This is a genomic window from Fimbriimonadales bacterium (assembly GCA_035559795.1).
Taxonomy (GTDB): domain Bacteria; phylum Armatimonadota; class Fimbriimonadia; order Fimbriimonadales; family ATM1; genus DATMAR01.
The window spans coordinates 306,317-332,351 of sequence record DATMAR010000003.1 but is presented as its reverse complement, the minus strand read 5'-3'; the positions used below and the strand labels follow the sequence as shown (position 1 = coordinate 332,351).

25 protein-coding genes are annotated in these 26,035 nt (G+C 46.7%); 21 read left to right on the top strand and 4 right to left on the bottom strand.

Annotated elements, in window-relative coordinates:
• Positions 1-12 precede the first annotated feature (12 nt).
• The 8 genes from VNK96_02180 to rsmG are packed head-to-tail and all read left to right on the top strand — an operon-like array spanning position 13 to position 7,070.
• A complete protein-coding gene (locus VNK96_02180) occupies positions 13-672 on the top strand; it encodes an exopolysaccharide biosynthesis polyprenyl glycosylphosphotransferase (protein ID HWP30524.1) in 660 nt (219 codons plus the stop codon).
• Between the two features lie 31 nt (positions 673-703).
• Positions 704-1,723: an exosortase/archaeosortase family protein gene (locus VNK96_02175; protein HWP30523.1), complete on the top strand. Its 1,020-nt coding sequence runs from the start codon at positions 704-706 to the stop codon at positions 1,721-1,723.
• Positions 1,707-2,366 (top strand): exosortase-associated EpsI family protein, encoded by a 660-nt coding sequence (locus VNK96_02170; protein HWP30522.1) that lies wholly within the window; start codon positions 1,707-1,709, stop codon positions 2,364-2,366. Before VNK96_02175 ends, VNK96_02170 begins: the two co-directional genes overlap by 17 nt.
• Before the next feature lie 20 nt (positions 2,367-2,386).
• Positions 2,387-3,730, top strand: a complete 1,344-nt coding sequence (locus VNK96_02165; protein HWP30521.1) for a pitrilysin family protein — start codon at positions 2,387-2,389, stop codon at positions 3,728-3,730.
• Entirely contained in the window at positions 3,727-5,010 is a 1,284-nt protein-coding gene (locus VNK96_02160; GenBank protein HWP30520.1) for an insulinase family protein, read from the top strand. The genes VNK96_02165 and VNK96_02160 overlap by 4 nt, the downstream gene beginning before the upstream one ends.
• Positions 5,011-5,035: 25 nt before the next feature.
• Positions 5,036-5,674 carry a type II secretion system protein gene (locus VNK96_02155; GenBank protein HWP30519.1) on the top strand — a complete coding sequence of 213 codons (639 nt, stop codon included), beginning with the start codon at positions 5,036-5,038 and terminating at the stop codon, positions 5,672-5,674.
• 17 nt (positions 5,675-5,691) lie between these two features.
• Positions 5,692-6,327, top strand: a complete 636-nt coding sequence (pth, locus tag VNK96_02150) for an aminoacyl-tRNA hydrolase (protein ID HWP30518.1) — start codon at positions 5,692-5,694, stop codon at positions 6,325-6,327.
• Entirely contained in the window at positions 6,327-7,070 is a 744-nt protein-coding gene (gene rsmG / locus VNK96_02145) for a 16S rRNA (guanine(527)-N(7))-methyltransferase RsmG (GenBank protein ID HWP30517.1), read from the top strand. Before pth ends, rsmG begins: the two co-directional genes overlap by 1 nt.
• A gap of 5 nt (positions 7,071-7,075) precedes the next feature.
• Here the strand turns inward: rsmG and VNK96_02140 are convergent, their stop codons facing one another.
• Entirely contained in the window at positions 7,076-7,456 is a 381-nt protein-coding gene (locus VNK96_02140; protein HWP30516.1) for a hypothetical protein, read from the bottom strand.
• A 500-nt stretch (positions 7,457-7,956) separates the two neighbouring features.
• On the opposite strand from VNK96_02140, the gene VNK96_02135 reads away from it, so the two are divergent.
• Positions 7,957-8,655, top strand: coding sequence for a RibD family protein (locus VNK96_02135; GenBank protein HWP30515.1), 699 nt, complete (start codon positions 7,957-7,959; stop codon positions 8,653-8,655).
• A 197-nt stretch (positions 8,656-8,852) separates the two neighbouring features.
• Positions 8,853-10,727, top strand: a complete 1,875-nt coding sequence (locus VNK96_02130; GenBank protein ID HWP30514.1) for a hypothetical protein — start codon at positions 8,853-8,855, stop codon at positions 10,725-10,727.
• A gap of 61 nt (positions 10,728-10,788) precedes the next feature.
• Here VNK96_02130 and VNK96_02125 read toward each other — a convergent pair whose 3' ends face one another.
• Positions 10,789-12,315, bottom strand: coding sequence for an AAA family ATPase (locus tag VNK96_02125; GenBank protein ID HWP30513.1), 1,527 nt, complete (start codon positions 12,313-12,315; stop codon positions 10,789-10,791).
• A gap of 16 nt (positions 12,316-12,331) precedes the next feature.
• Positions 12,332-12,880, bottom strand: a complete 549-nt coding sequence (locus VNK96_02120; GenBank protein ID HWP30512.1) for a hypothetical protein — start codon at positions 12,878-12,880, stop codon at positions 12,332-12,334.
• A gap of 62 nt (positions 12,881-12,942) precedes the next feature.
• Between VNK96_02120 and leuS the strand changes: the two genes are divergently transcribed.
• Both leuS and VNK96_02110 read left to right on the top strand, forming a co-directional pair.
• Complete coding sequence (gene leuS / locus VNK96_02115; GenBank protein ID HWP30511.1) at positions 12,943-15,537, top strand: leucine--tRNA ligase; 2,595 nt, start codon at positions 12,943-12,945, stop codon at positions 15,535-15,537.
• Positions 15,537-17,114, top strand: coding sequence for an NPCBM/NEW2 domain-containing protein (locus VNK96_02110; protein ID HWP30510.1), 1,578 nt, complete (start codon positions 15,537-15,539; stop codon positions 17,112-17,114). The genes leuS and VNK96_02110 overlap by 1 nt, the downstream gene beginning before the upstream one ends.
• On the opposite strand, the gene VNK96_02105 is transcribed toward VNK96_02110, so the two are convergent.
• Complete coding sequence (locus tag VNK96_02105) at positions 17,109-18,605, bottom strand: family 20 glycosylhydrolase (protein HWP30509.1); 1,497 nt, start codon at positions 18,603-18,605, stop codon at positions 17,109-17,111. The two genes, VNK96_02110 and VNK96_02105, sit on opposite strands and share 6 nt — an antisense overlap.
• Before the next feature lie 134 nt (positions 18,606-18,739).
• Between VNK96_02105 and VNK96_02100 the strand changes: the two genes are divergently transcribed.
• The 9 genes from VNK96_02100 to VNK96_02060 all read left to right on the top strand — a co-directional run bounded on the left by VNK96_02100 (position 18,740) and on the right by VNK96_02060 (position 26,005).
• Entirely contained in the window at positions 18,740-19,666 is a 927-nt protein-coding gene (locus VNK96_02100) for a WD40 repeat domain-containing protein (GenBank protein ID HWP30508.1), read from the top strand.
• 17 nt (positions 19,667-19,683) lie between these two features.
• The gene (locus VNK96_02095; GenBank protein ID HWP30507.1) at positions 19,684-19,893 is read left to right on the top strand and encodes a hypothetical protein; all 210 of its coding nucleotides are present in this window, start codon (positions 19,684-19,686) and stop codon (positions 19,891-19,893) included.
• Positions 19,894-20,340: 447 nt separating this feature from the next.
• The gene (locus tag VNK96_02090; GenBank protein ID HWP30506.1) at positions 20,341-20,628 is read left to right on the top strand and encodes an RNA-binding protein; all 288 of its coding nucleotides are present in this window, start codon (positions 20,341-20,343) and stop codon (positions 20,626-20,628) included.
• Positions 20,600-21,277, top strand: a complete 678-nt coding sequence (locus tag VNK96_02085) for a hypothetical protein (GenBank protein ID HWP30505.1) — start codon at positions 20,600-20,602, stop codon at positions 21,275-21,277. The genes VNK96_02090 and VNK96_02085 overlap by 29 nt, the downstream gene beginning before the upstream one ends.
• Before the next feature lie 70 nt (positions 21,278-21,347).
• Positions 21,348-21,839, top strand: a complete 492-nt coding sequence (locus VNK96_02080; protein ID HWP30504.1) for a DUF4446 family protein — start codon at positions 21,348-21,350, stop codon at positions 21,837-21,839.
• Entirely contained in the window at positions 21,836-22,429 is a 594-nt protein-coding gene (locus VNK96_02075) for a sigma-70 family RNA polymerase sigma factor (GenBank protein ID HWP30503.1), read from the top strand. Before VNK96_02080 ends, VNK96_02075 begins: the two co-directional genes overlap by 4 nt.
• A 28-nt stretch (positions 22,430-22,457) precedes the next feature.
• Positions 22,458-23,318, top strand: coding sequence for an anti-sigma factor (locus VNK96_02070; GenBank protein HWP30502.1), 861 nt, complete (start codon positions 22,458-22,460; stop codon positions 23,316-23,318).
• Between the two features lie 301 nt (positions 23,319-23,619).
• Complete coding sequence (dnaK, locus tag VNK96_02065; GenBank protein ID HWP30501.1) at positions 23,620-25,527, top strand: molecular chaperone DnaK; 1,908 nt, start codon at positions 23,620-23,622, stop codon at positions 25,525-25,527.
• Between the two features lie 25 nt (positions 25,528-25,552).
• Complete coding sequence (locus VNK96_02060; protein ID HWP30500.1) at positions 25,553-26,005, top strand: Hsp20/alpha crystallin family protein; 453 nt, start codon at positions 25,553-25,555, stop codon at positions 26,003-26,005.
• Positions 26,006-26,035 lie beyond the last annotated feature (30 nt).

The following is a 26,035-nucleotide window of genomic DNA, read 5'->3' as shown; positions in this document are numbered from 1 at the left end:
AAGAGGTGAGCAATGGCAGTAGAAACCAACGTATCTCCGTCTTATGCTCACCGAATTCCGCGCACTAAAATTCCTTATTACTTTTGGAAGCGCGTGTTGGATGTCATTGGCAGTTCATTGCTCATCCTCGCGCTTTCACCTTTATTGATTGCCATTGCGCTTGCGGTGAAATTCTCCAGTCCGGGTCCGATTATCTATAAACAAACGAGAGTAGGACGCTATGGAAAAGAATTTCAGTTTTTGAAATTTCGCTCGATGTATGTGGACGCGGACAAACGCCTCGAAGAATTGTTGAAAAGCAACGAAAAAGAAGGTCCGATTTTTAAAATGAAAAACGACCCGAGAGTCACACCTTTGGGTCGGTTTTTGCGCCATTACAGTTTGGACGAACTTCCGCAATTATTCAACGTTTTGTTCGGAGATATGAGTTTGGTAGGTCCTCGCCCCCCTCTTCCGCGTGAAGTCGCTCAATACGATGATAAAGCATTACGACGTTTGAGTGTAACGCCAGGAATCACTTGTTTGTGGCAGATTTGTGGTCGCAGTGATACGACCTTCGAAGAATGGGTGGCTTTGGACGATTTTTATGTCGAGCATATGTCCTTTTGGTTAGATTTGAAAATCCTGTTAAAAACACCTTTTGCGGTTATCCGAGGAGAAGGGGCATACTGAAAAAGAATTTTATAGTGGGAAGAATTTCATAATGGCTAAACCGGAAACTGAAAAGAAAGAAATAAAATCAACCCCAGTAGAGCCCCCCCTCTCGTCCGATGGAGAGGGAGAAAAGCATACGGACGAAGTCGTCCTCCCGATTTTAGGAATTCGTCTTCCTCGTGCGATTCTTCCTTGGCTGATTATTGCGCTTTTTGCCGCGTTGCTTTTGGGATGGAGTTTCCTTACTTCTTTGCCCCCGATGTGGTTCGATGACGAAGGCTACTATTCGCATGGAATTTTAGTGCCGTTTATGGCTCTTGCAGTAATTTACATGCGCCGTGAGCAAATTCGTAAACAGCCCATCGGTTCATCGTGGTTAGGGTTCGCGGTGATGATCATCGGTTTGGGAATGGTACTCGAAGGTCGAAGCATAGGCAACATGTCTATATCCGGTTTCGGTTTTATTCTTTCTTTGATAGGCGGAGTGTATTTCGCATTCGGGAAACATATCGGAAGAATTTGTTTGGCTCCGTTTTTGTTCCTCGTTTTTATGATGCCTTTTTTAGGTTATATCATCGATTTGACGACGAATCGTCTTCAGATCATGTCTACGGTGGTGGCATCGAAGATGCTCTCACTCGTAGGATTTCAAAACATGATTCCGGATGGATTCCCCACTCTCATTCTCATGGACCATTACGAATTGAACATCGGTGGTCCTTGCAGTGGCTTCAAACTCATTCTCTCGCTCACGGCGTTCACTACGTTTTTCGTGATGATTTCCAGTTTAGGACTTTGGAGGGACATTTTTCTTTTCGCGATTACGATTCCGTTGGCTCTTTTGATAAACGGTTTGCGAATCATGCTGATTGGAATCGTGGGAGAGTTCGGGACAATCAATCCAGGAGCATGGTGGGCAGTGAAAATGAGAGAGTGGGGGAAAAATTCCGATGTCGGATTGGTATTTCATGACTACAGCGGTTACATCACGCTGATCGTGTGCTTTATCATTCTCCATTACATCGTAAAACTTTTAGAAAGGAGGCCGAGCGTTGCTCCTGCGAGTTAAATTGGCTTTGCTCCTCTTCGTGGTCGCTGGCAGTGCGGCGCTTCTTATCACTCCACGAGAATATCCGGAGAAAACAGAAGTTTGGATGCAACAAATCCTGCCGCGCGAGCTCCCAGGTTACAATCACGCATCCGAAGTGAAAATGGACAAACGTACCTACGATATCCTCGAGCCATTCGGAATCGTAGGGCACAGTTATTTCGGCCCGGATGGACGCATCTACGAATATGTCGTTGTAGCAGGGAACAACAGGCTTTCTTTTCATGACCCGCAGATTTGTTTCCAAGCACAAAGTTGGAAGCTCGTCGACCCGAAACGCAGTTATGCAGAAATTCCCGCTATGGGGGGGAAAGTTCCTGTAACGATCATGGGTGTAAAGCGAGAGGCACAGTCGGGCACGGCGATGTATTTTTACAAGACTCCCTTCCGGCTTACGCACAGCCCATCCTGGATGCCGATCGATTTGACGTTTGCCAAACTCATGCTGAAGGAGAATGTGGATGGGCAGTTTTATCGCTTCATCTTAACTCCGAGCGGTGCGAGTGTAGAAGAGGATTTGAAAGCCCTGAGTCATTTCGCAAATACGCTTTTTACAGAAATCGCTAAAGCGCGCGAAGGGACATACTTCGTCTATAAAAGATAAAGTTCCCTCATGCAAAAGGCATGCTAAAACCTGCACATTTTGGTTATTGTAGATTTCTCGTTAGCTTTCTCGTTCCGAAACTCTGTTTAGGAACGTCAAGAACATTTATCTCGAAATTCAATCTAATTTTTAGCGTCTTACTTCTTTTTTCCCAAGTCCAAGCACAAACTCCGGAAAAGAGCGAGCATATTTTAAAAAACGGAACGAGAATCGTTACCGTAAATATTCCCAATGCGAACTATTTCTCTGCTCAGATTTTCATTCGGGCTGGCTCGGTATATGAAACACCTGAAACGAATGGCTTGCATCACCTCCTGGAACATCTCTATTTTCGAAATTTGGATTCGAAAGATTCCTTCGGTGTTTTGGACTCTAAATTCGAAGTGTTGGGGTGCGTTGCAAACGCTTTTACATATCGCGAATTTTCAAGAATAGTTGTCGAGGGACCGATCGAATCCCTATACGATGCAATAAAATACCTCGGTGATTTTTTTCGAAATGAATTCTCTGAGCAGTTCGTAAAAAATGAAATCGAGGTCATCGAAGAGGAGATTGCACTACAATCAGCAGACCTCAATCGTGTGGCGGAATGGGCGCTTTGGGAAGCGGCGTTTTCGAAAAGTGCGTGGAGTTTGAGAACTTGCGGAGATCCTGCGAAATTAAAGGAAGTTACGAAAGGACAATTGCTCGAAACAGCAAGAAAAATTCTTACGGGGGGGAATATCGCCGTGGTGATAGCAGGGAAATTCGATTCGCGCAAAACCATCGAACTCCTAACACCCGAATTCGAAAATTTCCCATCAGGAAACATTCCATCATCTCCCCCTCTGCCTGAGATCACTCCGCTTCGTCGTTCTTTGAAGTCACATTGGAAAGAATCGCTTATCGGCATCGGATTCAGGGCGAGTGGGTTCGATAACCCTGAAGCGTATTTCGCCACACGAATCATCATGGAGGTGTTATGCGGCAGATTCGGACGTTTTCGAAATGCCGGGCTCGATGTTCATTTCAATTACGACCTTTCCGAAAGCGGAACCCTTCTAACTTTGTTTGTAAGAGAAGGGCTTGCGAATTCAGAAAACCTCGAGGCGAGAACGCGAAAGATATTGGACGATTTAGAAAAAAATGGCATTACGAAAAAAGAGTTCGACGACGCAAAGCGATACTTACAAGCGCAAGAGAAACTCATCGCACAATCTCCGAAAGACATTGCGTTTCTTTTAGGGCTTTCCACACTTTTTCGAAAAGATGATGTTAGCCTCTCTGCGAAAAAATACTATTCAGAATTGACTTTGGACACGGTGAAACGTTTCGCTTCCCGATTTGCTTCGAACAATGCAGTTTTTATCGTTTGGGAGAAATGAGCACCATCCATTTTGTAACTCTTTTCTCGACCTTGGAAATTCTTCGACTTTCCAACGGCATTCCCGTTTTGGTGCAAAAGGATGCTTCTTCGGAATATTTAGTTGTTCAAGCCGTTGTGCGAACGAGCAACCTCCCCCCCTCCGAAATCGTGGGTATGGAGATTCTTGCGGAAGCGATGATTCAAGAAACCCAAAACATCACCCCGCAAAGGCTAAGCGCATTGACATACCTTTTGGGAGGAAATGCGCATGTGTTTTACAAAGACGGTGCAATCGTCTTCGAAATCGTTACGATTCCTTCTTACTATTCCACGGCAATCGGTGTTTTATCCGAAGTGCTTCTTTATCAGGATTTTTCCGAAGAGAACCTGCGAGTTGCTTCGGAGAAGGTTCAACGAAGGCATCGAATTCTCAACAGCGACCCGATTCGCTCACTGTTGTCTCGTTTTCGTATGGCATTGAACATCGAATTCTCACCCCCCTCGTCGCTAAATGAGGCTTACGCAAAAAGCCTTTATTTCAAAAACTTTCATCCAGGGCAAATCGCTTTTAGCATAGTGGGCAATATCTCTTCGGAAGCAATTGCCAAGCGGTTGAATCAATCCTTCGGTTATTGGAAATCTTCTGTTAGCTTTAACTCTTCTATCAGTTCCAGTGGTACCCCCCCTCGCATGAATAAGCGACAAACCTCGACTCGTCCGCAGGAAGGGGATGATACGACTCAATTCCATCTTTCCGCAGTTGCTGTTTCGGGTCCTCCTGTCTCTTCTGCGGAATTTCCTGCGTGGCTCGTCGTTATGAACGCTATAGGGGGGGGAAAGTCGAGCAGAATGCAATCTAATATCCGCTACAAAATGGCTTGGGCTTATGCGAGTGGTGTTACATTTTCTTTTCGTCACGATAAAAGTTGGGCAATTTTTTATTGTCTATTTCGAAAAACTTCCGACTCTTTAGAAAAAGCCCGAAAAAGAACAGAGGAACTCGAAAAGTTGATAACCTCTTCGAAAAATGGTTTTACGGAAGAGGAAACGGAGCGAGCAGTTCGTTATACAGCGGGATGTTACATTGCTGGTGAAAGCAATCCCTATGATTCTTCATCGTTCGGAAGCGGACATCACTCGGCATCTGAAAAAGCATTTTGGGTGGCTTGGTGGGAACTCGAAGGTGCAGGGGCGAGAATGGATACGCTCTTCTTGGAAAAAATCGATTCCCTCACGAAAGAGGATTTGAACAAATCCATACGAAAATGGGTGAACAACCCGTCTACATTTACGTATTGAGACTTGGACGTAATTTTCTACCTCTATGTATAAAAGCACTCCACCGAAACGCTTTATAAACAAAACAGTCCAAATTGATGAGATGCGACGAGCATTCACGCTCATCGAGTTGCTGGTCACTCTGGCGATTATTGCGGTTCTAGTGGGAATCACCTATCCGGTCATCCTCGCATCGAAGGCGAAGGGTCGAGAATCGGCATGCATCCAATATTTCAAGCAAATCGGTGCCGCACTGCAACTCTATCGCGGCGATTATGACGACAAGATGCCTGAACGGCTCAGTCACCTTTTTCCCACTTATGTAAACGAGCCGAATGTTTTTCACTGCCCGAGTGACCCGAAGGCAGGGAAATATAAGGGAACTGACCGCTTAGAAGGTACGCGCTTCTTGCCTACGGGGGTTAGTTACACATGGGTGCCGATGTGGCATGCGGCAATCGAGTGGGGGTGGTGGAATCCTTGGCCCAATAGAGGCGCAGGAAATTGGGGAGATATGACGCCCGTATCGGAATGCCATTGGCATTGGGCGAAAACTTTCAATGAGGTTTGGGTTCAAGACAAAATTAAAGGCGCACAAGGTCAAGTCTTTCTCCTTACCGCTGGCGCATCGCTCTTTCGCTGGCCTGCGAGCAATCCGCTCCAAAACTTCGACCCCGAAAACTAACCTGGCATAATCTCTTCGTGCGGTTTTTTCGGAAACGAATCCCTATCGAAAAGCCTGAATGGGTTTTCATCGGTCTCGGCAATCCGGGTACTGAATACGAAGGCACTCGCCATAACGTTGGATTCGAGGTCATCGATGAGTTGTCGAAAAGACACGGAATAAAACTCTCCGAATGGAAATTTCAGTCGAATTATGGCTTCGGGAAAATTTGCGGGAAGAACGTTTTGCTCGCAAAACCGATGACGTATATGAATGTTTCCGGTCGTGCTGTGAGTTCGTTGGTTAAACATTTTTCGATTCCTTTCGAAAGGCTTGTCGTGATTTATGACGATATGGATTTCGAAGTCGGAGAAGTGCGCATTAAACCGAAGGGCGGTCCCGGAACGCATAACGGAATGAAAAGCATCATCGAAAGTTTGGGAACGGAGGATTTTCCTCGTATAAGAATCGGAATCGGTTCACCGGAAATTAGCGGCGTGGAACATGTATTGAGTCGTTTCGAACCGGAAGAAATGGCATTGATTACAGAGGCGATTCGGAAAGCAGCGGACGGATGCGAATGGATTATAAAAGAAGGGATATCGAACGCGATGAATCGCATCAATAAACCCAAAGAAATCGAAAAACCCAAAGAGAGCGAAACGAATCGTTGATGAATGCGAAAGCGCTTGCAGAACACGCAGAAGCGTACGGGCTCAAACTTTCTGACGTGCAACTGCAAGCCTTCGCACTTTTCGAAAAAGAACTTTATCTTGCGAATACGCGCATGAATCTCACCCGCGTTCCGCAAGAAGAATGCTGGGCGAGGCATTTCTTGGATTCGCTCGTGCTCAATCCTTTGATTCCCGAGAATGCGAAAGTTCTGGATATCGGTAGCGGTGCTGGATTTCCGGGAGCGGTGATAGCGATTGCGCGCCCCGATGTAAGGGTTACTTGTCTCGATTCTTCGCGCAAAGCGACAGATTTTTTACGAGGGTTGTTCGGCAGTGGGGGGGCGATTCCGGTTCTCCACGAAATCGTCGTCGCTCGGGCGGAAGAGGCGGCGCATGAATCACGATTTCGAGAAGCGTACGATTTCGTAACGGGTAGAGCGATTGCACCGTTTCCCGTTCAAATCGAAATCTCGGCGGCATTCGTCGCTCTCCGTGGTTTGTTCGTTCCTTTGCGAACACCGAGAGAGCGAAATACGATTCGCGATTTTCCTTCGGCTAAATTGGGTTTGCGATTGTTCGAACTTCGCGAAATCGAAGTAAAGCCAATCGAAGCGATTCGCTTACTGCCTATTTTCGAAAAGACAGAAAGAACGCCGGATGAATATCCTCGCCCTTGGGTGAAGATGCGTAAACATCCTCTTCGTGACGAACGAAAACCTCCTTCCGCTCACGGAAGGAGGTAGGTTATTTACTGCTTTTTGAACTTCAGCGACGCCCCTGTTTGTGTCGGCATCGTCAAAGAACCGTCTTTTTCGATGGTCAGAGGGGGGGGCTGGTTCGCCTTTTCGGCATCGGAGAGCGGTTTATCGTTGGCTTTCATCGCCACCAATTTGAGTTCGTCTCCTTCCACGGTGTACGTCCCCGTGATGGTTTGATTCATCACCTTCATTTCGAACGTTTTGTCTTTCTTGAGGTTGAGAGTCCAGTCTATATTCATGCCCAGTGCTTCCGCTTGCTTTTGTTGGTCTGCGGGCAGTTCGATTTTGTACATGCCTACATACCCCGGGGTGCACCCGGCGGCAACGAGCACAAACAGAGAGAAAAGGGTCATCAAAAAAGTTTTTTTCATTTGGATACCTCCGGTCTTCCCGGGTAAGGGAAGGCTAAGTATACCCTTTTCGGGGATGCGTTTTTATTTGCCCCTCGCATACATTCGAAAAACTCGTAGGAGCGCCGTAAGGCGCGATTTTTATTACGAAAAATGTGCGTCCCTTCGTAGGAGCGCCGTAAGGCGCGATTTCTGTTAATGAAATGTGTGACACGTTACCGGTTCCCCTTGCGCAAGCAGGGGGAACCTTACGGAGGGGGTCAATAAAAAGCAAAGATTTTTATGTCCAGAATTTATAACCCCACTCCTTAAAAGGTTCTCCCTCTTCGCTCCGCTCGAAGGGGAAGCGGTTTAATTCATCTTCTCGTGACTGATGAAAAAAATATGACGAGGAAATGTAAAAACATATCCAGCGAAACATAGGTCCCCTCTTCGCTCTGCTCGAACCGGAACAGATTGTTCTGAAATAACTTTAATTTTTTTGACAAAACACGATTCGAATTGGGTAGAAACTACTTATAGTGAACCCCGAAGCGTTGCAAATTTATTCCTCTTTGCATTTCCGGATAGAGAAGGTTCCGCCCGACCGCCCGTATACGTTCATCAATATGGTCGTTACGATTGACGGCAAAACCGTGAGTGGCGAGCGTGGAGAACCGGTTCACGACTTGGGAAGCGAGGTGGACCATTTCCTCATGCGCCGAATCGAAGACGCGGCGGATGCCGTCTTGATTGGCGCATCGTCGCAGAGGAGCACGGCGAAAATCACTTTCGGGAATCGTTTGATTCGTATCGTCGCCACACGTTCGGGAAATTTGCTTTATCCGAGTTTGTTTTTCGACGAAGCGCCGGATAAAGCATACGTTTTGTGTCCGGAATCGTGCGAAGTGAAAAAACTTCCGAGTTCCGTAAAAATCATTCGTTCGGGGAAGACGGAAATCGTTTGGAAGGAAACGTTTCGAATTTTGCGCGAGGAACTCGGCATAGAACGCCTGCTCGTCGAGGGGGGGAGCGATATCAATGGACAATTGTTAAAAGAAGACTTGGTGGACGAACTTTTCATCACGATAGCGCCGAAAGTGAAATTGGGAGAGAACGTCCCCACACTGGCAGGGGGGGCACCCCTCCCGCGCGAAAATTTACTCCGTTTCACACTTTTTGAACATCATGTGGTGGATGACGAGGTTTTTCTGATATATAGACGTGTGAGAAGAAAATAGATTAATTTATTCTTCGCTTCTAATATATTTGGTGAGAACGTCAGATTCCTTAGTGTATACGCCCTTTTTGAACAGAGGTCGGATATCTATTAAATATGTTTACATTCAAAAGGTTGAATTGCGTCGTGTCGTAACTCTTCCCAAATGTAGAAGGATTTTTCTGAGGGTAGCTTGAATCTATATGGTATAATAATAGCATGGAGAAAGATACACGTCTTGTAAATACTCAAGTTGGGAGTCAGACAACCCTCGCAAGCTTAGCTCTACTTAAAGTTATTTCAGACCAAAGAGGGCACGACCATATCGACTATATCGCGCACCTTGCAGGTGAATCCGTAACACAAAGACAAAACGAGAAAATAGATAAAACAATACTGCAACAATGGCTTTCAACAGATCTAGGGTTGAATGTCCCGCTCCATACTTGTGAGCTAATTTTGAAAAGGCTACGAAAAAAAGAAATAATCAAGGAAGAGTCAGGCGTACTTTTTGTTGGACATAAAGTGCAATACGATTCCAACCTCGCTAAAATAAAAAATGAAGTTACAATGCTTCAAAAAAGAATTGTCGAGCATTTTCAAGCATATGTCAAAAAAAATTTCAACATTGAATTAAGTGTGAACGATGCTTTTGATAGTTTAATAGTATATCTTAGAGAATTTTCTTTAGAAGGGTTAAGCAGTACGTCCCGAGGAACAGCACTTCCTGAGATAAATACTGATGATGAATATAAATTTATGGTAAACTCCTTTATAGCTTACGAAAGTATTCGTGAGGGGGGGGTTATTGATGATTTGGTTACGCTGTTTAAAGGAAATATGCTTGCGAATGCATTTACTTGCGAAAACCTTCAATATGCTCAAAAAAAATTTAATGATGTGAACTTTTACTTAGATACTCCTCTTTTATTGGCTCTTATGGGCTTTTCTTCAGATGAGAAAAAACGAGCTACAGAAGAGTTAGTGTCTCTTTTACAAGCACTCCAAGGGACAATATGTGTCTTCATGCATACAATTGAGGAAACTTGTAATGTTTTGATAACATGTGCTTCTCATTTTGATGACCCGCATTACTATAATAATCCTGCTATACGTTATACGTATAATAGAAATGGTACACCATCGGATCTTGAACTCGCAGCGGCATCTATCGATGATTGGCTTAAAATAAAAAACATTCAACGCAAAGTAAGCCCAGATCCTAACAAATTTCGTGAGTTCGTAATAAGCGAGTCTTCATTAGAGAAAATTCTCCGAGAGCGCGTAAAACAGGAAAGAGAAACAACCCTTCAATACGACATAAAATCGGTAAGAAGCATTTTTATATTAAGAGGAAAACATGAGCCAAGAAGTTTGGAAGACGCAAAGCATGTTCTTATAACATCGAATAGCTCACTCGCAAAGGCAGTATATGAATTCGGGAAGGATTACGGTTCAATTCAATGCGTTTCAGCAGTTGTATCGGATTATAGCGTAGCGAATATTGCATGGCTAAAATCACCAACGAACAGCACTTTACCAAGAGCGGAACTCATCGCATCGTGTACAGCTGCAATAGAGCCAGGGGACGAATTATGGGAGAGAGTGCTCAATGAAGCAGAGAAACTTAGAAATAGCGGAGAAATAACAGAAGAACACCTGGAAGCTTTTCGTGTGAGCTCTGTTGCACGTAGAGAATTAATGCATCTTACCTGTGGTTCTGAAAAAAGATATTCAACTAAAACTCTTCGGGAAGTGTTAGAAACTTTTAAAAACCAAGTTGGTAAGGAAGAACAGGAAAAAAGAGAAGCTATTCAGCGTGAATATCATAAAATCTCCAATAAACTTACATTTGTTGATTCTAATATTGATGAATTCAGCAAGAAAGTTGGGACATGGATAACAAATTTGGTTGTTTTACTTTATATTATAATAGTAATTTTATTATACATATTTTTTCCTTTTTGGGTTGGTTTGTTCAGTACTTTAGTCGGCGTTCCCTCTGTTTTTTGTTACAAGATAATAACGAAGAAAATAACTGCTTTTGTTAAACGCAGCCGCATTAAAAGCATTTACGGAATTGAAACAGAATAATAACTAGATGTGAATCAAGCACTTTCCAAAGCCCTGTTTTTCGTTGGGGAAAAAGAAATTTCTAGAACTCCACCACCCGTTCCGTCTCCAATGGTTCGTCTTTGCGGCTGGCGGGGCGGGCGCGGAGGCGTGCCCAATCGCGGAGGGTCTGAATATCTTCCGACATCATCACGCTCAAAGGCACCATGTGCTCCGCCTCTTTCAACATGTCTTCTTGCGTCAGTTCGCGATGTTCGTAAAACGCCGAAAAAAGCGCGCTCACCACAATCTGCTCGATTTCTGCGCCTGAAAAACCTTTCGTGGCTTCTGCGAGTTTTTTGATATCGAAATTCTCCGGATTCCGTTTCCTTTTTCGCAAGTGAATCCGAAAGATTTCTTCTCTTTCTTCGAAGTCCGGCAAATCTATAAAAAATATCTCATCGAATCGTCCTTTGCGCAAAAGTTCGGGGGGGAGTTGCGAAACGTCGTTCGACGTCGCCACTAAAAACACGGGCGATGTTTTTTCCTGCATCCATGTAAGAAACGTTGCGAAGACACGTGCGGTCGTTCCGCTGTCGCTGACTGCACTGCTTTGCGTTCCTGCAAAACCTTTTTCGAGTTCGTCTGCCCAAAGAATACACGGTGCGACGCTTTCCGCAACTTTAATCGCACGACGAATGTTTTCTTCGCTTTGCCCCACCAAACTTCCGAAGATTCGACCTACGTCCAAACGGAGCATCGGCAGATTCCATTCGCTTGCAATCGCTTTCGCAACCAGCGATTTCCCGCATCCTTGTACGCCCAGCAAAAGCACTCCTTTCGGCGCAGGCAATCCGTACTCACGCGCTTTATCCGTAAAACTCTCTCTCCTCTTAATTAACCACTCTTTCAAATGCTCCATTCCCCCCACGTTTTTAAAATTATCTTCCGCAGCGTAATATTCTAACAAACCTGTTTTGCGCACGATTTGTTTTTTCTGTTCCAAAATCACATCCACGCTCAGTTTTTTCTTTTCGACCAAACTTCTCGCCAAAACGGATTCCACTTCGTTCAACGTCAAGCCCATACAGGATTTCACGATTTTTTCGTACTCTTGTGGGTCTAATCGTCCGTCTACGTTCGGGTTGTTACGAATCGCACTCACGGCAGATTCTACGACCATCGCAATTTCTTCGTCATCGGGCAAGCCGAAATCGAGAACCGTGATATCTTTTTCGAGTTCGGTGGGGAGTCGCAATACAGGGGCGGTAAGAATCAGAGTTTGCGAGCGACTTTTCAAACGATGAGCGAGTTCCCTGAGCAGACGAATCACGCGCGAGTCGTTCAAATACACGTGATAATCTTTGAGGCAATATATCGCCGGTTCGTTTTTGCTGTAGATTTCCGCCAAAACTTCGAGTTCTGCCGAGAGTCGTGTTTTCGGAACGTAAGGAGATTCCTCGAGCCCGACTTTCGTCCCTTGCGTTAGTGACCATGTGTGAAAGGGGCGTTTCAATTCCGAAGCGATGGATTCCAATGCTTCGACGACGCGCTCCTCTTCGAAAGTGATCACATAAAGAATCGGATATTTCGCGCGTATGAGGACTTCTAATTCTTCTTGCGGCTTCATCTTTAATTTTATTTGCTCATTTCTTTTTTATCCAGCCGACACCTGCGTCGTCCACCAAAGTTAGTCCGTCCTTGTTGAGTTTGCCCACTCGAGGAGTACGTTCCGAAGCGGGTGCAGGTTTACCTTCGATGACTTCGATGATGAGCGTGAGTTTTGTGCCTTCGAGTTTGTATTTTCCGGAGGAAGTGATTTTCCCACGCGGACCCCAGCCGGTAATCGTGAAAGTTCCGTCTTTTTTGAATTCGATAATTACCCATGGCTGTTGCTTTCCATCCTTGCCCGGCTCCCACGGCAGGATGTTGTTCGTCTGCGGGTCGCGAACTTGAGGAAGCCATATACCTACGATTCCCGGTTTGGGTTTTGTCGTGAGTTGTTGTAGGGCGATCAATTCTTTTGGCTTGACCAAAGGTTGGGATGAGGGCGGCGATTTCGCCGGTTCTCCCTGTTTGGCTGGGTTTGAAGAAGCCGTTTGTGATTTTTCGTCGCCTGTGTTAGATGGAGTGACTTGCTGCCCCAAATTGCACCCCGAAACGCTGAGGAGGAAGAAGGCAATAGATACTGTCAAAAAGCACCACTTCATAGGAATCATTTTACGCCGAATAACGATTCATTCATAATCAATAACCCATGCCCTCTCGTTACGAATCCAAATCTATCGAACCCAAGTGGCAGAAAAAATGGCAAGAGGTAGACCTCTTCCGCACCCGAGAAGAGCCCTCGCGCCCGAAATTTTATGGACTGGATTTCTTCCCTTACCCGAGTGGGCAGGGGTTGAGCGTCGGGCACCTTCGAAACTACATACCCACTGATGTTCTTTGCCGCATGAAATACATGCAAGGCTACAACGTCCTTCACCCGATGGGTTGGGATGCATTCGGGCTTCCGGCGGAAAACGAAGCGCTGGCGAAAAAAGTGCATCCCGCGAAGCTCGTTTCCCTGTATGCGCAGACCTATAAGAGACAAATGAATCTGGTCGGCATTAGTTACGATTGGTGGCGCGAAATCAATTCGTCCACTCCGGAATATTATCGTTGGACGCAGTGGATATTTCTTTTATTATATAAAAAAGGGCTTGCCTATCACGCGGAATATCCTGCGAATTGGTGTCCGCAATGTCAAACCGTTTTAGCGAACGAAGAAGTGGAGGGGGGGAACTGCTGGCGTTGCGGAACTCCTGTAACGAAGAAAAATCTCAAACAGTGGTTTTTCAAAATCACTGCATACGCAGAGCGTTTGTTGCAAGATTTAGACGAACTGAACTGGCCCGAAGGAATCAAAATGATGCAGCGGAATTGGATAGGGAAATCGGAAGGCGTGGAATTCGAATGGAAGATTGCCGATTCCAATTTATCTTTCCGAACATTTACGACGCGCATAGACACCGTATTCGGAGCGACATTTTGCGTTCTTTCTCCCGAGCATCCGCTTGTTTTGAAAATAACGACACCGGAACATCGCGCAGAAGTCGAAAACTACATCGAATCCGCAATGCGATTGAGCGAGCAAGACCGTTTAGCAACGGAAAGACCGAAAACGGGAGTGTTCACAGGTGCTTATGCGATTCATCCGTTTACTGGCAATCGCGTTCCGATTTGGATTGCAGATTATGTTTTGATGACATATGGAACGGGTGCCATCATGGCTGTTCCCGGGCACGATGAACGGGATTACGATTTTGCAAAGCGATATGGTTTGGAAATTGTGCGCGTGATTCGTTCTGCAGACGGTTCACCGGACGATTTGCCTTACACCAGCGAAGATGGAATCATGGTGAACAGTGGCGAATTCAGTGAACTTCCTTGCCGAGAAGGACAAAAGCGCTTGGCAGAATGGTTGGAAGAACGAGGAATCGGCGAACGGCGTGTGAATTATCGTTTGCGAGATTGGTTGATTAGTCGCCAGCGTTTTTGGGGCACTCCCATTCCGATTGTTCATTGCCAACGATGCGGTTTAGTTCCCGTTCCGGAAAATGAACTTCCCGTTCGCTTACCTGAAATCGAAAGTTACGAACCCACGGGAACGGGAGAATCGCCACTCGCGGGAATTCCTGAATGGGTGAATGTAAAATGCCCTACCTGCGGGGGGGCTGCGCGAAGAGAGACGGACACGATGGGCACTTTTGCTTGCTCCTCTTGGTATTTCCTTCGATTTTGCGACCCTCACAACGTCAAACGAGCATGGGACCCTGAAAAAGCGGCGAAATGGATGCCGGTGGACTGCTACGTAGGGGGGGCTGAGCACGCAGTCATGCATTTGCTTTACGCGCGCTTTTGGAATAAAGTTTTTTATGACGAAGGTCTCGTTCCGTGCAAAGAACCGTTTCAAACCCTCCGAAATCAAGGGATGGTTTTGGCGCTGACCCCCTATCGAAAACCTCGCGAAAACGAACGGCTGAAGGTGGGAGAAGAAGGCATTCTCATCACTTTCGAGGAAGCGGCGAAATTACCCAAAGAAGAAGTTTTTTATAAGTGGGAAAAGATGAGCAAATCGAAAGGGAATGTGGTGACACCCGATGAAGCCGTCGATAAATACGGAGCGGATGCATTGCGTGTTTACGAACTTTTCGAAGCGCCTTTCGAACAGACCATACAATGGTCGGAAGAACGCGTGCAGGGGGCTATTCGGTTTTTACATCGCGTTTTCAAGTTGACGGACGATTGGCATCCTCATTTCGTTCGCGATTGGAGCGAGCAGATAAACACTGTAAATCTCGATGCATCGTCTCGTGAGATGCGAAACATAACTCATACGACCATCGAGAAGGTTACGAAAGACATCGAAGATTTCAGTTTCAATACCGCTATAGCCGCTTTGATGGAATTTACGAATGCGATTACGGAAAAAATCCGAATTTTCACACCAGAACAAAACAGTTTGCGCCTTGCGATATCGGAGGCAGTGGAGACTTTGATTCTGCTCCTTGCGCCGATTGCTCCTCATAGCGCGGACGAGATTTGGGAGAGTTACGGATTTCCTGGATTCACGTATCAAGCGAATTTTCCGAAAGCGAACCCTGCTCTGCTTACAAAAGAACGAGTGACCATCGTTTTGCAAGTGAATGGAAGAGTGAGAGCGAATATCGAAGTTCCGACGGGAACATCGCGTGAAGAACTCGAACGCCTCGCCCTTTCCCATGAACGCGTTCAACAATTTATCGATGGAAAGAAAGTGCAAAAGGTCGTGGTCGTCCCGGATAAATTGGTGAATGTGGTAGCGAAGTGATGCGGTTACTTTGGATTTTAGTGTTCTTGCTTTCGATAATCGCTTTCGCTCGAATTCCCGAGCAAAAATTGATACGCAAGGAAGGACAGTATGTTGCCCTCGAACTTTCCGAGGAGAATTGGAAAATCCTCGAAAATCCGGAAGGATATCTTCGCGCGCTCGATCGTGCGTACGTCGCTTATGCTGATTTGGTGGGGGGTAAGCCATATCACGGACAAAAAATAACGATTAAAGAGGAAGCAGAATATCCGGGGGGGTGGGCAGTAGCGGGACAACCCATTCGTTGGTATGGCAGATATATTCCTGAATCTTTGCAAAAAGTCAACGAAGGTGACACCCTTTTCGGTATCTTGCATGAAATCGGTCACGATTTCGATCTCGATTACAAATGGGTTTGGCATGGGGAATTCTTCGCCAATTTCAAAATGGTTTACGCACTCGAAAAAGCGAAACTCAAAGTGTATATGGGAAATACTTGGTTCGATTATTCCGACCCGAATGGCGAGCGGATTGAGAAATATTACCGAGAAGGAGGTTCGATTTCTGCGGTGGCTATGGGAGCAGAAGACGAAAAGCCCTTGAAGGATTGGTTCGCGCAAAGCGATGCAGCGACGCACAAGTTTCTGATTCTCAAAAACGAAATCGGTTGGGAGCCTTTCAAAAAAACATTTCGAGCGTATCAAGCACTGCCCGAAACGCAGGTTCCGGAAACTCGCGAAAGCAAACTTTCTTTGTTCATTCACCTCTTATCTCGATACTCCGGAAAAGACCTTTGGAAACGTTTCGAAAATTGGGGTTTCCCGATTATCAAACCGGATCCGTACGACAAAAACATGGCAGAAGGTTCGTTTTCAAATCGTGTGAGAGAAGCGTCTCGAATATTTCACGGTATCGAAATCGCCTCTACTGACGAACAGCAAATCGAGGTTGCGGTGTCGCTTCCACGTAAATGGAACTATGGTTTGCGAACTCATGCCAATTCCAGGATTGTCTATGCTCTAAATGGATTGTACGAGACTTTCGAAGCACTCGTGTTTCCGGGTGGAGGTGGAACAGTTTCTTTTCAAGTTATGCTCGATGGAGAGAAGGTTTGGGAAAGCGAGCCTTTGCGTGGAGAAACCTATGCGCGTCCTGTCAGGCTAAACGTAGATGGCCGTCAGCGAATAGAGTTAATCGTAACAGACGGGGGGGATGGGATTAATTGGGATACAGCTGATTGGGTCGAAGCGCGATTGACGGACAAAAACGGCAACACTGTATATCTCGATGATATGACTCCTGAATTCGCGAAACAGGATTACGGTTCTCTGCATACGAAAAAAGAGCGAAAAGAATCTATTTCTTTCCGAAAGAGGGCATTTCCTGATAAGCTGTTCGTTATTCATGCGAAAGTCATTTCACGCTCGCATGATAAAACACTGAGCTCTCGTTCAATTCTATTCGAAAAAACTTCTACACCAGGTATCTACCGTGCTTACTTGCCTTTATCGAAGTCTGGAAATTACGATTTGATTTTGAATGCTAAATATTCTAAAACTACTTTTCGAAAGTTATATCCGAATCTAATCGAGTTATAACTGTCTGCAATCCCATCCCGCTTGTCCACCCGGAACGAAGCCGGGGTGAATCAAAACCTCGAATGCTGGAAGATAGGCATAGGCGTCGAAGTCTCCCAACATTCGCACCTTTTCCAACACATCCACCTGTTGCGAAATCATCCTTCGCAATCGCATCAAATCGCCGAGCGACCCCCCCTGTTTTGCAATCTCTGCAAGATAAGGGGAAAGAGAAGAAAGCAATTCCGCAGCCTCCGAAAACTCCAACACGAAACCCGCCAAATCCCGTTTCCCATAAAGAATTCGCGCTGACTCGATTTTTCGAACCCATTCGATTGCCACTTCGTGAAGCGTCAAAGGAAATCGCATGGGGTCGTTTTCGAAAAGTCTCTGTTTTGCTTTGTTTATGTTGGCTAAAATTGTATCCCCCACTTCGCTGCATGCCTCTTCGCGCCATTCTCTCCACAAGGCGAAGATATCCGCGTTCTCTACGAAATTCCTTCGCAAATTTCGCCAGCCACTTCCTAAAAATTTAGAGATGGAGGGAATTTCCACTCCTAAAATCTGCGCGACTTCTGCATAAAATTCCCCCCCTTCCTCGACGAGCGCTTTTTCCCAGTCCTCACCCTGCGCAAGATGTCTGCCAATCGCAAAAACAAGTGGCATCACCGAAAAATAAGAAGAAAAATACATGAACTCCCAAGTCGTAACGCAAACTCCTAACGCGCCGAGAGATTGAGCCGCATCGCGATGCTCGTCAATATTCTTTTTAGACAAATCCCAAAAACACCATCCTGAATCGAAAGTGTGCAACGCAGGACAGCAGACGACGTCGAATCCTTCTTTGCGAAAACGTTCTGCAGTCTGATTCGGAGGTCCGCCGTATTGCCAATCGAAAATCACGGTTTCTTTCGGAATGAGGCGCATCGCTTCGGGGTGCGCAAGAAGCATATCCCCCCACAAGCAAGGGCGTTTCCCCATTTCGAGGACTGTTTCGCAAAGTTCTTTATAATGTTCTGCGTAAATCCCCCCCTTTCCGATTTTTTGTGCTCTTTCCATGCAGAGAGGACATTCGCCGAGTTGCCATGTTTCGTCCCCCCCTAAATGAATCCACTCGTCTTGAAAACATTTTGCTGCATCTCGAATCAGCGATTTGGCGAAATCTACGCATTCCTTCCTGCTCGGGCAAATTTGCGATGATTTTTCCGGTGCCCCTTCCGCAAGCCATTGCCCCCCCTCGGAGCGAATGAACCCTTCCATGTGCCCTAATGTATTGAGAAACGGGATACAGCGGATTCCTGAATGTGTTTCGATGAGTCGCCGTACGGTTTCCGGAGTCAATGCACCTCGACCGCCTGCCCATGGTGCGCTTTCGTAGCGGAAACGATGCTCTATATAAAATCCGACTGCGTTATAACCCGCCGCTTTTGAACGCGAGAGCCATTCATCCAGCACCTCTTCTTTCGGAGATTGCTCCCTCGCGATGTCGAGCATCCACCCTATGATTTCCAAAACACTGTGAGCCTACCCGCAGAAGAGGCAAAACTGTAAAGGCGTTCCATATGGACTTCTGATGGTAGCGGGGAATGCATTTTCGCAAATTTGTACGTCAAACTATACGAAAAATTTCGAGAAAGGAAAACACCATGAACCAGATACTTGCGAATCTCGTTTTTTTCTCTCTTGCCCAAACTGCACCTCTCACCTCGTCTGGGACGATCTATGCAGAAGCACAATCGTTCGCTTTCGCGCCCGGTGGCACGCGCTTCGTTGCAGGAATGGCGGACATGACGGTGAAGATTTACGATGCGAAGACGGCAAAGGAAATCAAAAACTTCAAACTTCCCGGCAATCCCTTTCCCTGCCCTGCGGTAGCGTGGAGCCCGCGTGGGGACTTGGTTGCTGCTGGTGCTGAAAATGGCTCGATACATGTGTGGAACGTGAACACCGGCAATGTCTTCACTCTCAGAGGGCATATTCGTGGAATTCAGTCTCTCGCATTCCACCCCTCAGGACTGCAAATCGTTTCGACTGGTCACGATGACGTGGTTCGTATCTGGGATTTGAAAAAAAGAAAAACCGTAGTGACGATTTTGGGGAAAGGGATCAATCTTTATAATGCGAAATTCGATGCTATGGGCAAACGTGTTTTTTGCGCGACACTCGCTCGAGGAATCGCAATTTATAAACCGAACGGGCAACTTTTGAAATATTGGAAAGCGCGCGAAGAGGGAGTAAATGATGTGGATGCGAACCGTCCATTCACGCTCGCGGCGGATGCAGGAAGAGATTCGCGCATCGGTATTTGGGATTTGAAGCAAGGAAAGCGAATTTCCTATTTATCGGGCCATGGAGATTGGGTGGTAAATGTGAAGATTAGCCCGAATGGAAAATACATCGCGAGCAGTTCCAGCGATGGGAAAGTGATTCTTTGGGATTTGAAGAAATTGAAAAGAGCGATGACCTTGGAGGGTCAAAGTTTGGTCGGTTCGCCCCTCGCTTGGAGCGGCGATGGCTCTTTTCTGCTTACACTTTCCGATGCGGGTTATATAAGGATATGGAGAGCGAAGTGAACGAGAGGGGGGTAGCAATGGCACATGAAAGTAATGCAATTTCGTACGAACGAATTGTTTTCTTTGTAACTATCGATGATCTACAAGAAGCCGCATTAATGTATGTTGGAAGAGAACTTACAGAGGACGAATTATATACAGCATCTAAAGGAGTGGAGTCTGGCTTATCTATTGGTGTTAATGAAGTACTCCGAACAGCAGTCGAAGAAGCAGTGCAAAAAGATTAAACCTCTGCGTTTCGAATTGAAATAATTTCTTTATTTTTTAGTTTCATAATTCCTCCACTCGGATCCGCGACGCTTCAATCCTGGAAGTGCTGCCTCGCAAAAACGAAGATAAGCCATAATTTGTTCGTCTCCTAATTTTTTGCGCAGCGTTGCGCAAAGCGCAGTTGTTCGCGAACGCGCACACGGGTTGTTTCCAAAGTAACGCCTATCGAATAAGTTATATGAGACTCATCTAAGTTTCGAGGCACATGAAGCACATCCTTTGAAACTTATGCTCGAATCTTGCTTTCGAGATGGCAATTTGTCTTCTACTGCGGCGTAGCCTGGGTTTCTTATGAAAAATATGCCATAATAACCCTCAGAAGGCGCTTCTGGTGCGCGTATCGGTCCTTTTGTGAAAGATTGCCATTGAGACGGCCTTCAATCAAACCTATTAGGAGGCCAAAAATGGCAACTAAATCTCTATATGTGGGCAGTTTGCCCTATTCCACCACGGAATCTGGTCTGCTCGACCTCTTCGCCCCGTACGGCGCTCTCTCAGCCCGTATCATCGAAGGACGAGGCTTCGGCTTCGTGGACGTCCCTGAAGAGAATGCTCAACAAGCAATTCTCGACAAAAATGACTCCGAATTCGGGGGACGAAGGCTCGTTGTAAACGAGGCTCGACCTCGAGAAGAGCAGCCCCGCCGAAGATACAACAGCGGCGGTGGTGGCGGACGCCGACGTTCCTGGTAAAGCACGAGAAAATCACATCCAAGAAACGTTCATGGGTGTCTTAATCTGTGTAGTGGCCCTCACCATTCTTGCAAGCGTGGTCGAGGGCATTTTTCATCAATTTATCCTGCATACACCGCAAAAGCGCTTATTATGGGGTCTGCTTCAACGCGCTTTCCATGCGCATGCTTTGGAGCATCATCCTAAATTCCGAGCCGACAAATATCAACAAACTCCAGGTCCTGAAGACAGCAAAATCAGCCTCGAATGGTACTTCCTTCCCACTGTCCTACTCCTTTTTTCACCTTTGACTATCGGTGCATGGATGCTATGGGGATTTTGGGAAGCACTTACCGTCGTTCTAACGACGACAGCGTATTACACCGCCTATGAATTTCTGCACTGGAATATGCATTTCCCAAAAAAGGGAGAGCGTTTGCGATGGTTCCGTCGTTTTCAACCGCTTAAATGTATTTTCGAGTGGTTCGACCGCAGGCATTTCGTGCATCACCTCGCAGATGACAGGAATTTCAATGTCGTATTGCCGATTTACGACATTTTAGTCGGGAGATACTCGGTGAATATCACCCATATTCCTTGGGCGATTCGGCTCAGGAAGAAAAGAAATCTCCGCCGCTCACAAAAATTGCGCGAGCAATTGGGGAAATAACTAAAAGAGTTAGAACCCGGTGTGTGTTCTTTTGCCAGCGAAGACGCATGGGCTTCATAATTCTTTTTGAATGGAAACCGCTACTCTTCACACTGTTTTCGCAGTCGCTCTTTCTGTTGCCTATGTTTTGCTTTTTTCCCTCTGGATTAAATGGTATAGAGAAATCAGGCTCTTCAAAAATATTCTAAAGGGCACGAAAGGGGAAAGCCTCGAGCCCATACTCATCCAACATTTCCAAGACATGGAACGAATAGCGACCCTCGTTTCGTCTCTCGAACGTCGGATAAGTAAACTCGAAAGCAAAGCCCAAAGAGCGGTCTCATCCGTGGGAGTAGTTCGTTACAATGCTTTTCAGGAGATCGGAGGCGAGCAAAGCTTTGCGCTGGCATTGCAAAACGAGTTGAGAGACGGTGTCGTGATCAATTGCATCACGGGACGCGAATCCGTCAGATTTTTCTGTAAGCCAATCGAGAATGGAAAATGCGAAGTCGGTCTGACACCAGAAGAGGAAGCAGCGATAGAACTCGCTCGGAAATGGACACATCCGGAGCCGTCTGGATGACCCAGCAACCTGCAGAAGACCACCTTCTCATCAAACGCTGCCAAAAAGGGGAACGGGATGCGCTCGATGAATTAGTGCGCAAATACTATCAGCGTGCTTATCAGTTCGCATATCGGTTGAGCGGAGACAGCGACATCGCGGCCGACCTCGTAATAGAAACATTCACCCGCGTTTATTTGAACATTCACCGTTTTCGCCAAGACAGCCTGTTCAGCACATGGCTTTTTCGAATACTAACGAATTGTTTCCTCGACATGAAGAAGAAGGGGAAGGGTCTGAAAGTAGAAAGCTTGGATACCCTCGTTCAATCTGAAGAAGGTGTGGTGCAAAAGGAGTACGAAGATCAGTCGGAGACGCCGGATACTGGCGTCGAGCGCGACGAGAAAGCACTTTGGCTTGCCAAGGCGATCGAAAGCCTTCCTGAATACCAAAGGGTAATGATCGTCATGTACCACATCGAAAACATGAGTTACGAGGAAATTGCGCAGGTGCTCGACCTTCCGCTCGGAACGGTGAAAAGCAGGCTGAATCGGGCAAGGCTAACTTTACGCGAAATGCTCTCGCCTGTCGAGGAACTTTTTTTGCGATGAACCAGTCAGACCCAAATGAACGAACATTATGAATTGCGAAAGAGCAAAAGATTTCTTTAGCGAGTACCATGAAGGGACGCTAAGCGGCGGGTTGCGTACGACCTTCGAAAGGCACTTGAACGAGTGCCCTGCATGCTCCTATGAACTTGACTTATTCCGAAAAGTTTATGAGACGGCATCGAAACCAATTCCAGTCGAGGTTCCGGGTGACTTATTAGAGAAAATTACCAGGTCGTTGGACAAAGCGGAATGGCAGAAAAAGCAGGCAACGAAACCCGTTTTCACGTGGATGAGGGTCGGGGCGTACGCAGCAACCGCGGCAGCCTTTCTCGCCGTCGCATACTTCGGTTCTTATCTCTGGCAGCACGAAAAAGGCGGGATACAAGCGGGCATTGTCCCTTCCGTACGCTCGCCTGAACCCAATATAGAAGTGCTCGATGGTGAGATTCGGTTGCGTTATAAACCTAACGAAGCCACTGTCTTAACTGTCTTTTCTGGTGGCTATCACTGGGAGTCTCTACCTCCTTCTGATGCCAAAAGAATCGACACGATAAGACTAAACCCTGGACAAGAATGCGACACCCCATTGGTTTTTCGAGGCGACAGCACTGCGATGATTTGGGTGCAAGAAAGCAACGTTCCAGAAACCTTGTTGATTATCGTTCCCGGGCAGTCGTCTTCGAACGGCGGAGATGATAGAAGGCTCGTACCGATTCTGCGTACAATCGCCGAAAAGTTCGGGGTGATTATCCAAGCGCGCCTTACAAGCGGAGATATTCAAGTAGAACCCCTAGGCGACAATGCGAATCCGTTGGAGGCGACCAAGGGTGCCTTAGAAGGCACGGGACTTCGAGTCAAGGCACAGAAGGGCTTTTTGGATATTCGCTGATAAAGGGTCAGCTGGTTTTCGAGGGAGTTCACACTTTAGGACCAACTAAGTCGCTCATGACGATTTGCGGTTGTCTCCACCCATGCTCCTGCCATGAATGATTCGCGTTGTCGCGCCTTACGGCGCCCCTTCGAAACGCAGAATGGATTGCGTTTTGTCGCGCCTTATGGCGCTCCATAAGAAAGCCAGAGAATTTGAAACTTTTTGCGGAATCGTTGCGTTACAAGAATTGACAGCAATAGACTCAAGTAGTCTATACTAATCACACTAAAAAACTAATAATTAGCATTGGAGACAACTCATGGCAAAGATTGTAGGAATTGATTTAGGGACAACGAACTCCGTCATCTCCGTTATGGAAGGTGGCGAACCCATTGTTATTCCCACAGTAGAGGGTGGGCGCACCATGCCGAGCGTGGTGGCGTTCAAGCCAAATGGGGAGCTCTTGGTAGGGGTAGCCGCAAAACGTCAGGCGATCATGAACCCAGAAAACACCGTTTTTTCGATTAAGCGTTTCATGGGGCGCAAGTTCTCTCAGGTTCAAGAGGAGGCGAAACGCGTTCCTTATAAGGTGGTTCAGGATGAAAAAGGAAATGCTGCGGTTTATCTTCCCGCCGTTGACCGCAAGTTCACGCCTGAGGAAATTTCCTCGAAGATATTAGCGAAATTGAAAGCCGATGCGGAGAAATACCTCGGCGAGAAGATAACGAAGGCGGTCATCACTGTTCCTGCGTATTTCGACGATGCTCAGAGAACGGCGACGAAGAACGCGGGTGAAATTGCCGGCCTGGAAGTTCTACGAATTATCAACGAACCCACAGCGGCTTCTCTCGCTTATGGTCTTGATAAGAAAAAGAACGAGACGATTTTAGTTTTCGACTTAGGGGGGGGCACGTTCGACGTTTCTATTTTGGATGTCGGAGAAGGCGTTTTCGAAGTGCGAGCGACGAGTGGTGATACTCACTTAGGTGGGGACGACTGGGATGCTCGCATTGTGGATTGGCTCGCCGAAGAATTCAAGAAAGAACACGGAGTCGATTTGCGTAAATCTCGCGATTCGCTCCAAAGACTGCGCGATGCAGCGGAAAGAGCCAAAATCGAACTTTCGGGGCAAGTGAGCACGCAAATCAGTTTGCCTTACATCACTGCTATCGACAACGAGCCTCGTCACTTGGATATGACATTGACGAGAGCGAAGTTCGAAGAATTGACGCGCGATTTGGTCGAGCGTCTGCGCGGTCCTTTCGAGCAAGCGTTGCAAGACGCAAAAGTTTCGAAAGGCGATATCGATGAAGTGATTTTAGTCGGTGGCGCAACCAGAATGCCGATGGTGCAGGAATTGGTTCAAAGATTAACTGGAAAAGAGCCTCACCGCGGTGTGAATCCAGACGAAGTCGTTGCGGTTGGCGCTGCTATTCAAGGCGGCGTTCTCGGTGGTGAAGTCAAAGACATCGTACTCTTGGATGTCACGCCGTTGACACTCGGTGTCGAAGTGTTAGGCGGCATTATGGACCCGTTGATCGAGCGCAACACTACGATTCCGACGAAGAGAAGCCGTATTTATTCGACGGCGCAAGACAATCAACAGGAAGTGCAAATCAATGTGCTTCAAGGTGAACGTACACGCGCCGTAGACAATCGTTCGTTAGGAGTGTTTCATCTTGTTGGAATTCCTCCCGCTCCGCGTGGTGTGCCGCAAATCGAAGTTACATTCGATATCGATGCGAACGGAATTCTCAACGTAACGGCGAAAGACCTCGCGACGGGTAAGCAACAAGCAATTACGATTACCGGAAGCGGAAATCTCTCGCGCGAAGAGATTGAAAAAATGGTTGCCGAAGCGCAACGTCATGCAGAAGAAGACCGACGTGCGAGAGAACTCGCAGAAGTGCGCAATAGTGCCGACAGTCTTTTGTACGGTGTCGAGCGCAATTTGCGCGAATTGGGTGATTCCATTGATGCGCACGATAAAACGCGAATCGAAGAAAAAGCAGCGAATTTGCGAAAGATTATGGATGGAAATGATATCGAAGCCATTCGTTCTGCGTATCAAGAATTGGAACAAGAACAACACCTTCTCGCTCAGAAATTGTACGAGCGTGCTTCGAAGACGGAGACCACATCCGCTCAAGAAAGCACGGTCGGTGCTGCAGCGGGAGACGGTGAAGTAATTGATGCCGAATTCAAAGAAGAACAAAGTTCTTCATAAAAAAACCAACAGGAGGTAACAAGCAATGTTACTAACGAGAAAAGACTTTCGAAACACGTTGGAGCGATTCCGCGCGTTCGATGAACTCGCGTCGCGACTCTTCGATGAAATGTTCAGAGATGTCGAAGAACTCTCCCGTGGATGGGTTCCCAAAGTAGATGTGAAAGAAACTCCACAAGAGTTCACCATTTATGCGGAACTTCCCGGGGTGAAGAAGGAAGACATCGAGGTCGAGATGGTCGGCGACACGCTAACCATCCGAGGTAAGCGCGAATTTTCCGAAGAGGAGCGCCGCGAAGACTTCGTTCGAATCGAGCGGTCTTATGGAGAATTTCAGCGCGCTTTCACATTGGGCGTGCCGGTGAAAGCGGATGCCATCACCTGCACTTATCGTGACGGCGTGCTGAAAATAGTTGTGCCGAAATCGGAAGCGGTGCAACCGAAAAAGATTCCGGTCAAAGTAGAATCTGCTGCGTAATTTCGAAATCTGCGGCGGCAGTTTTATGCC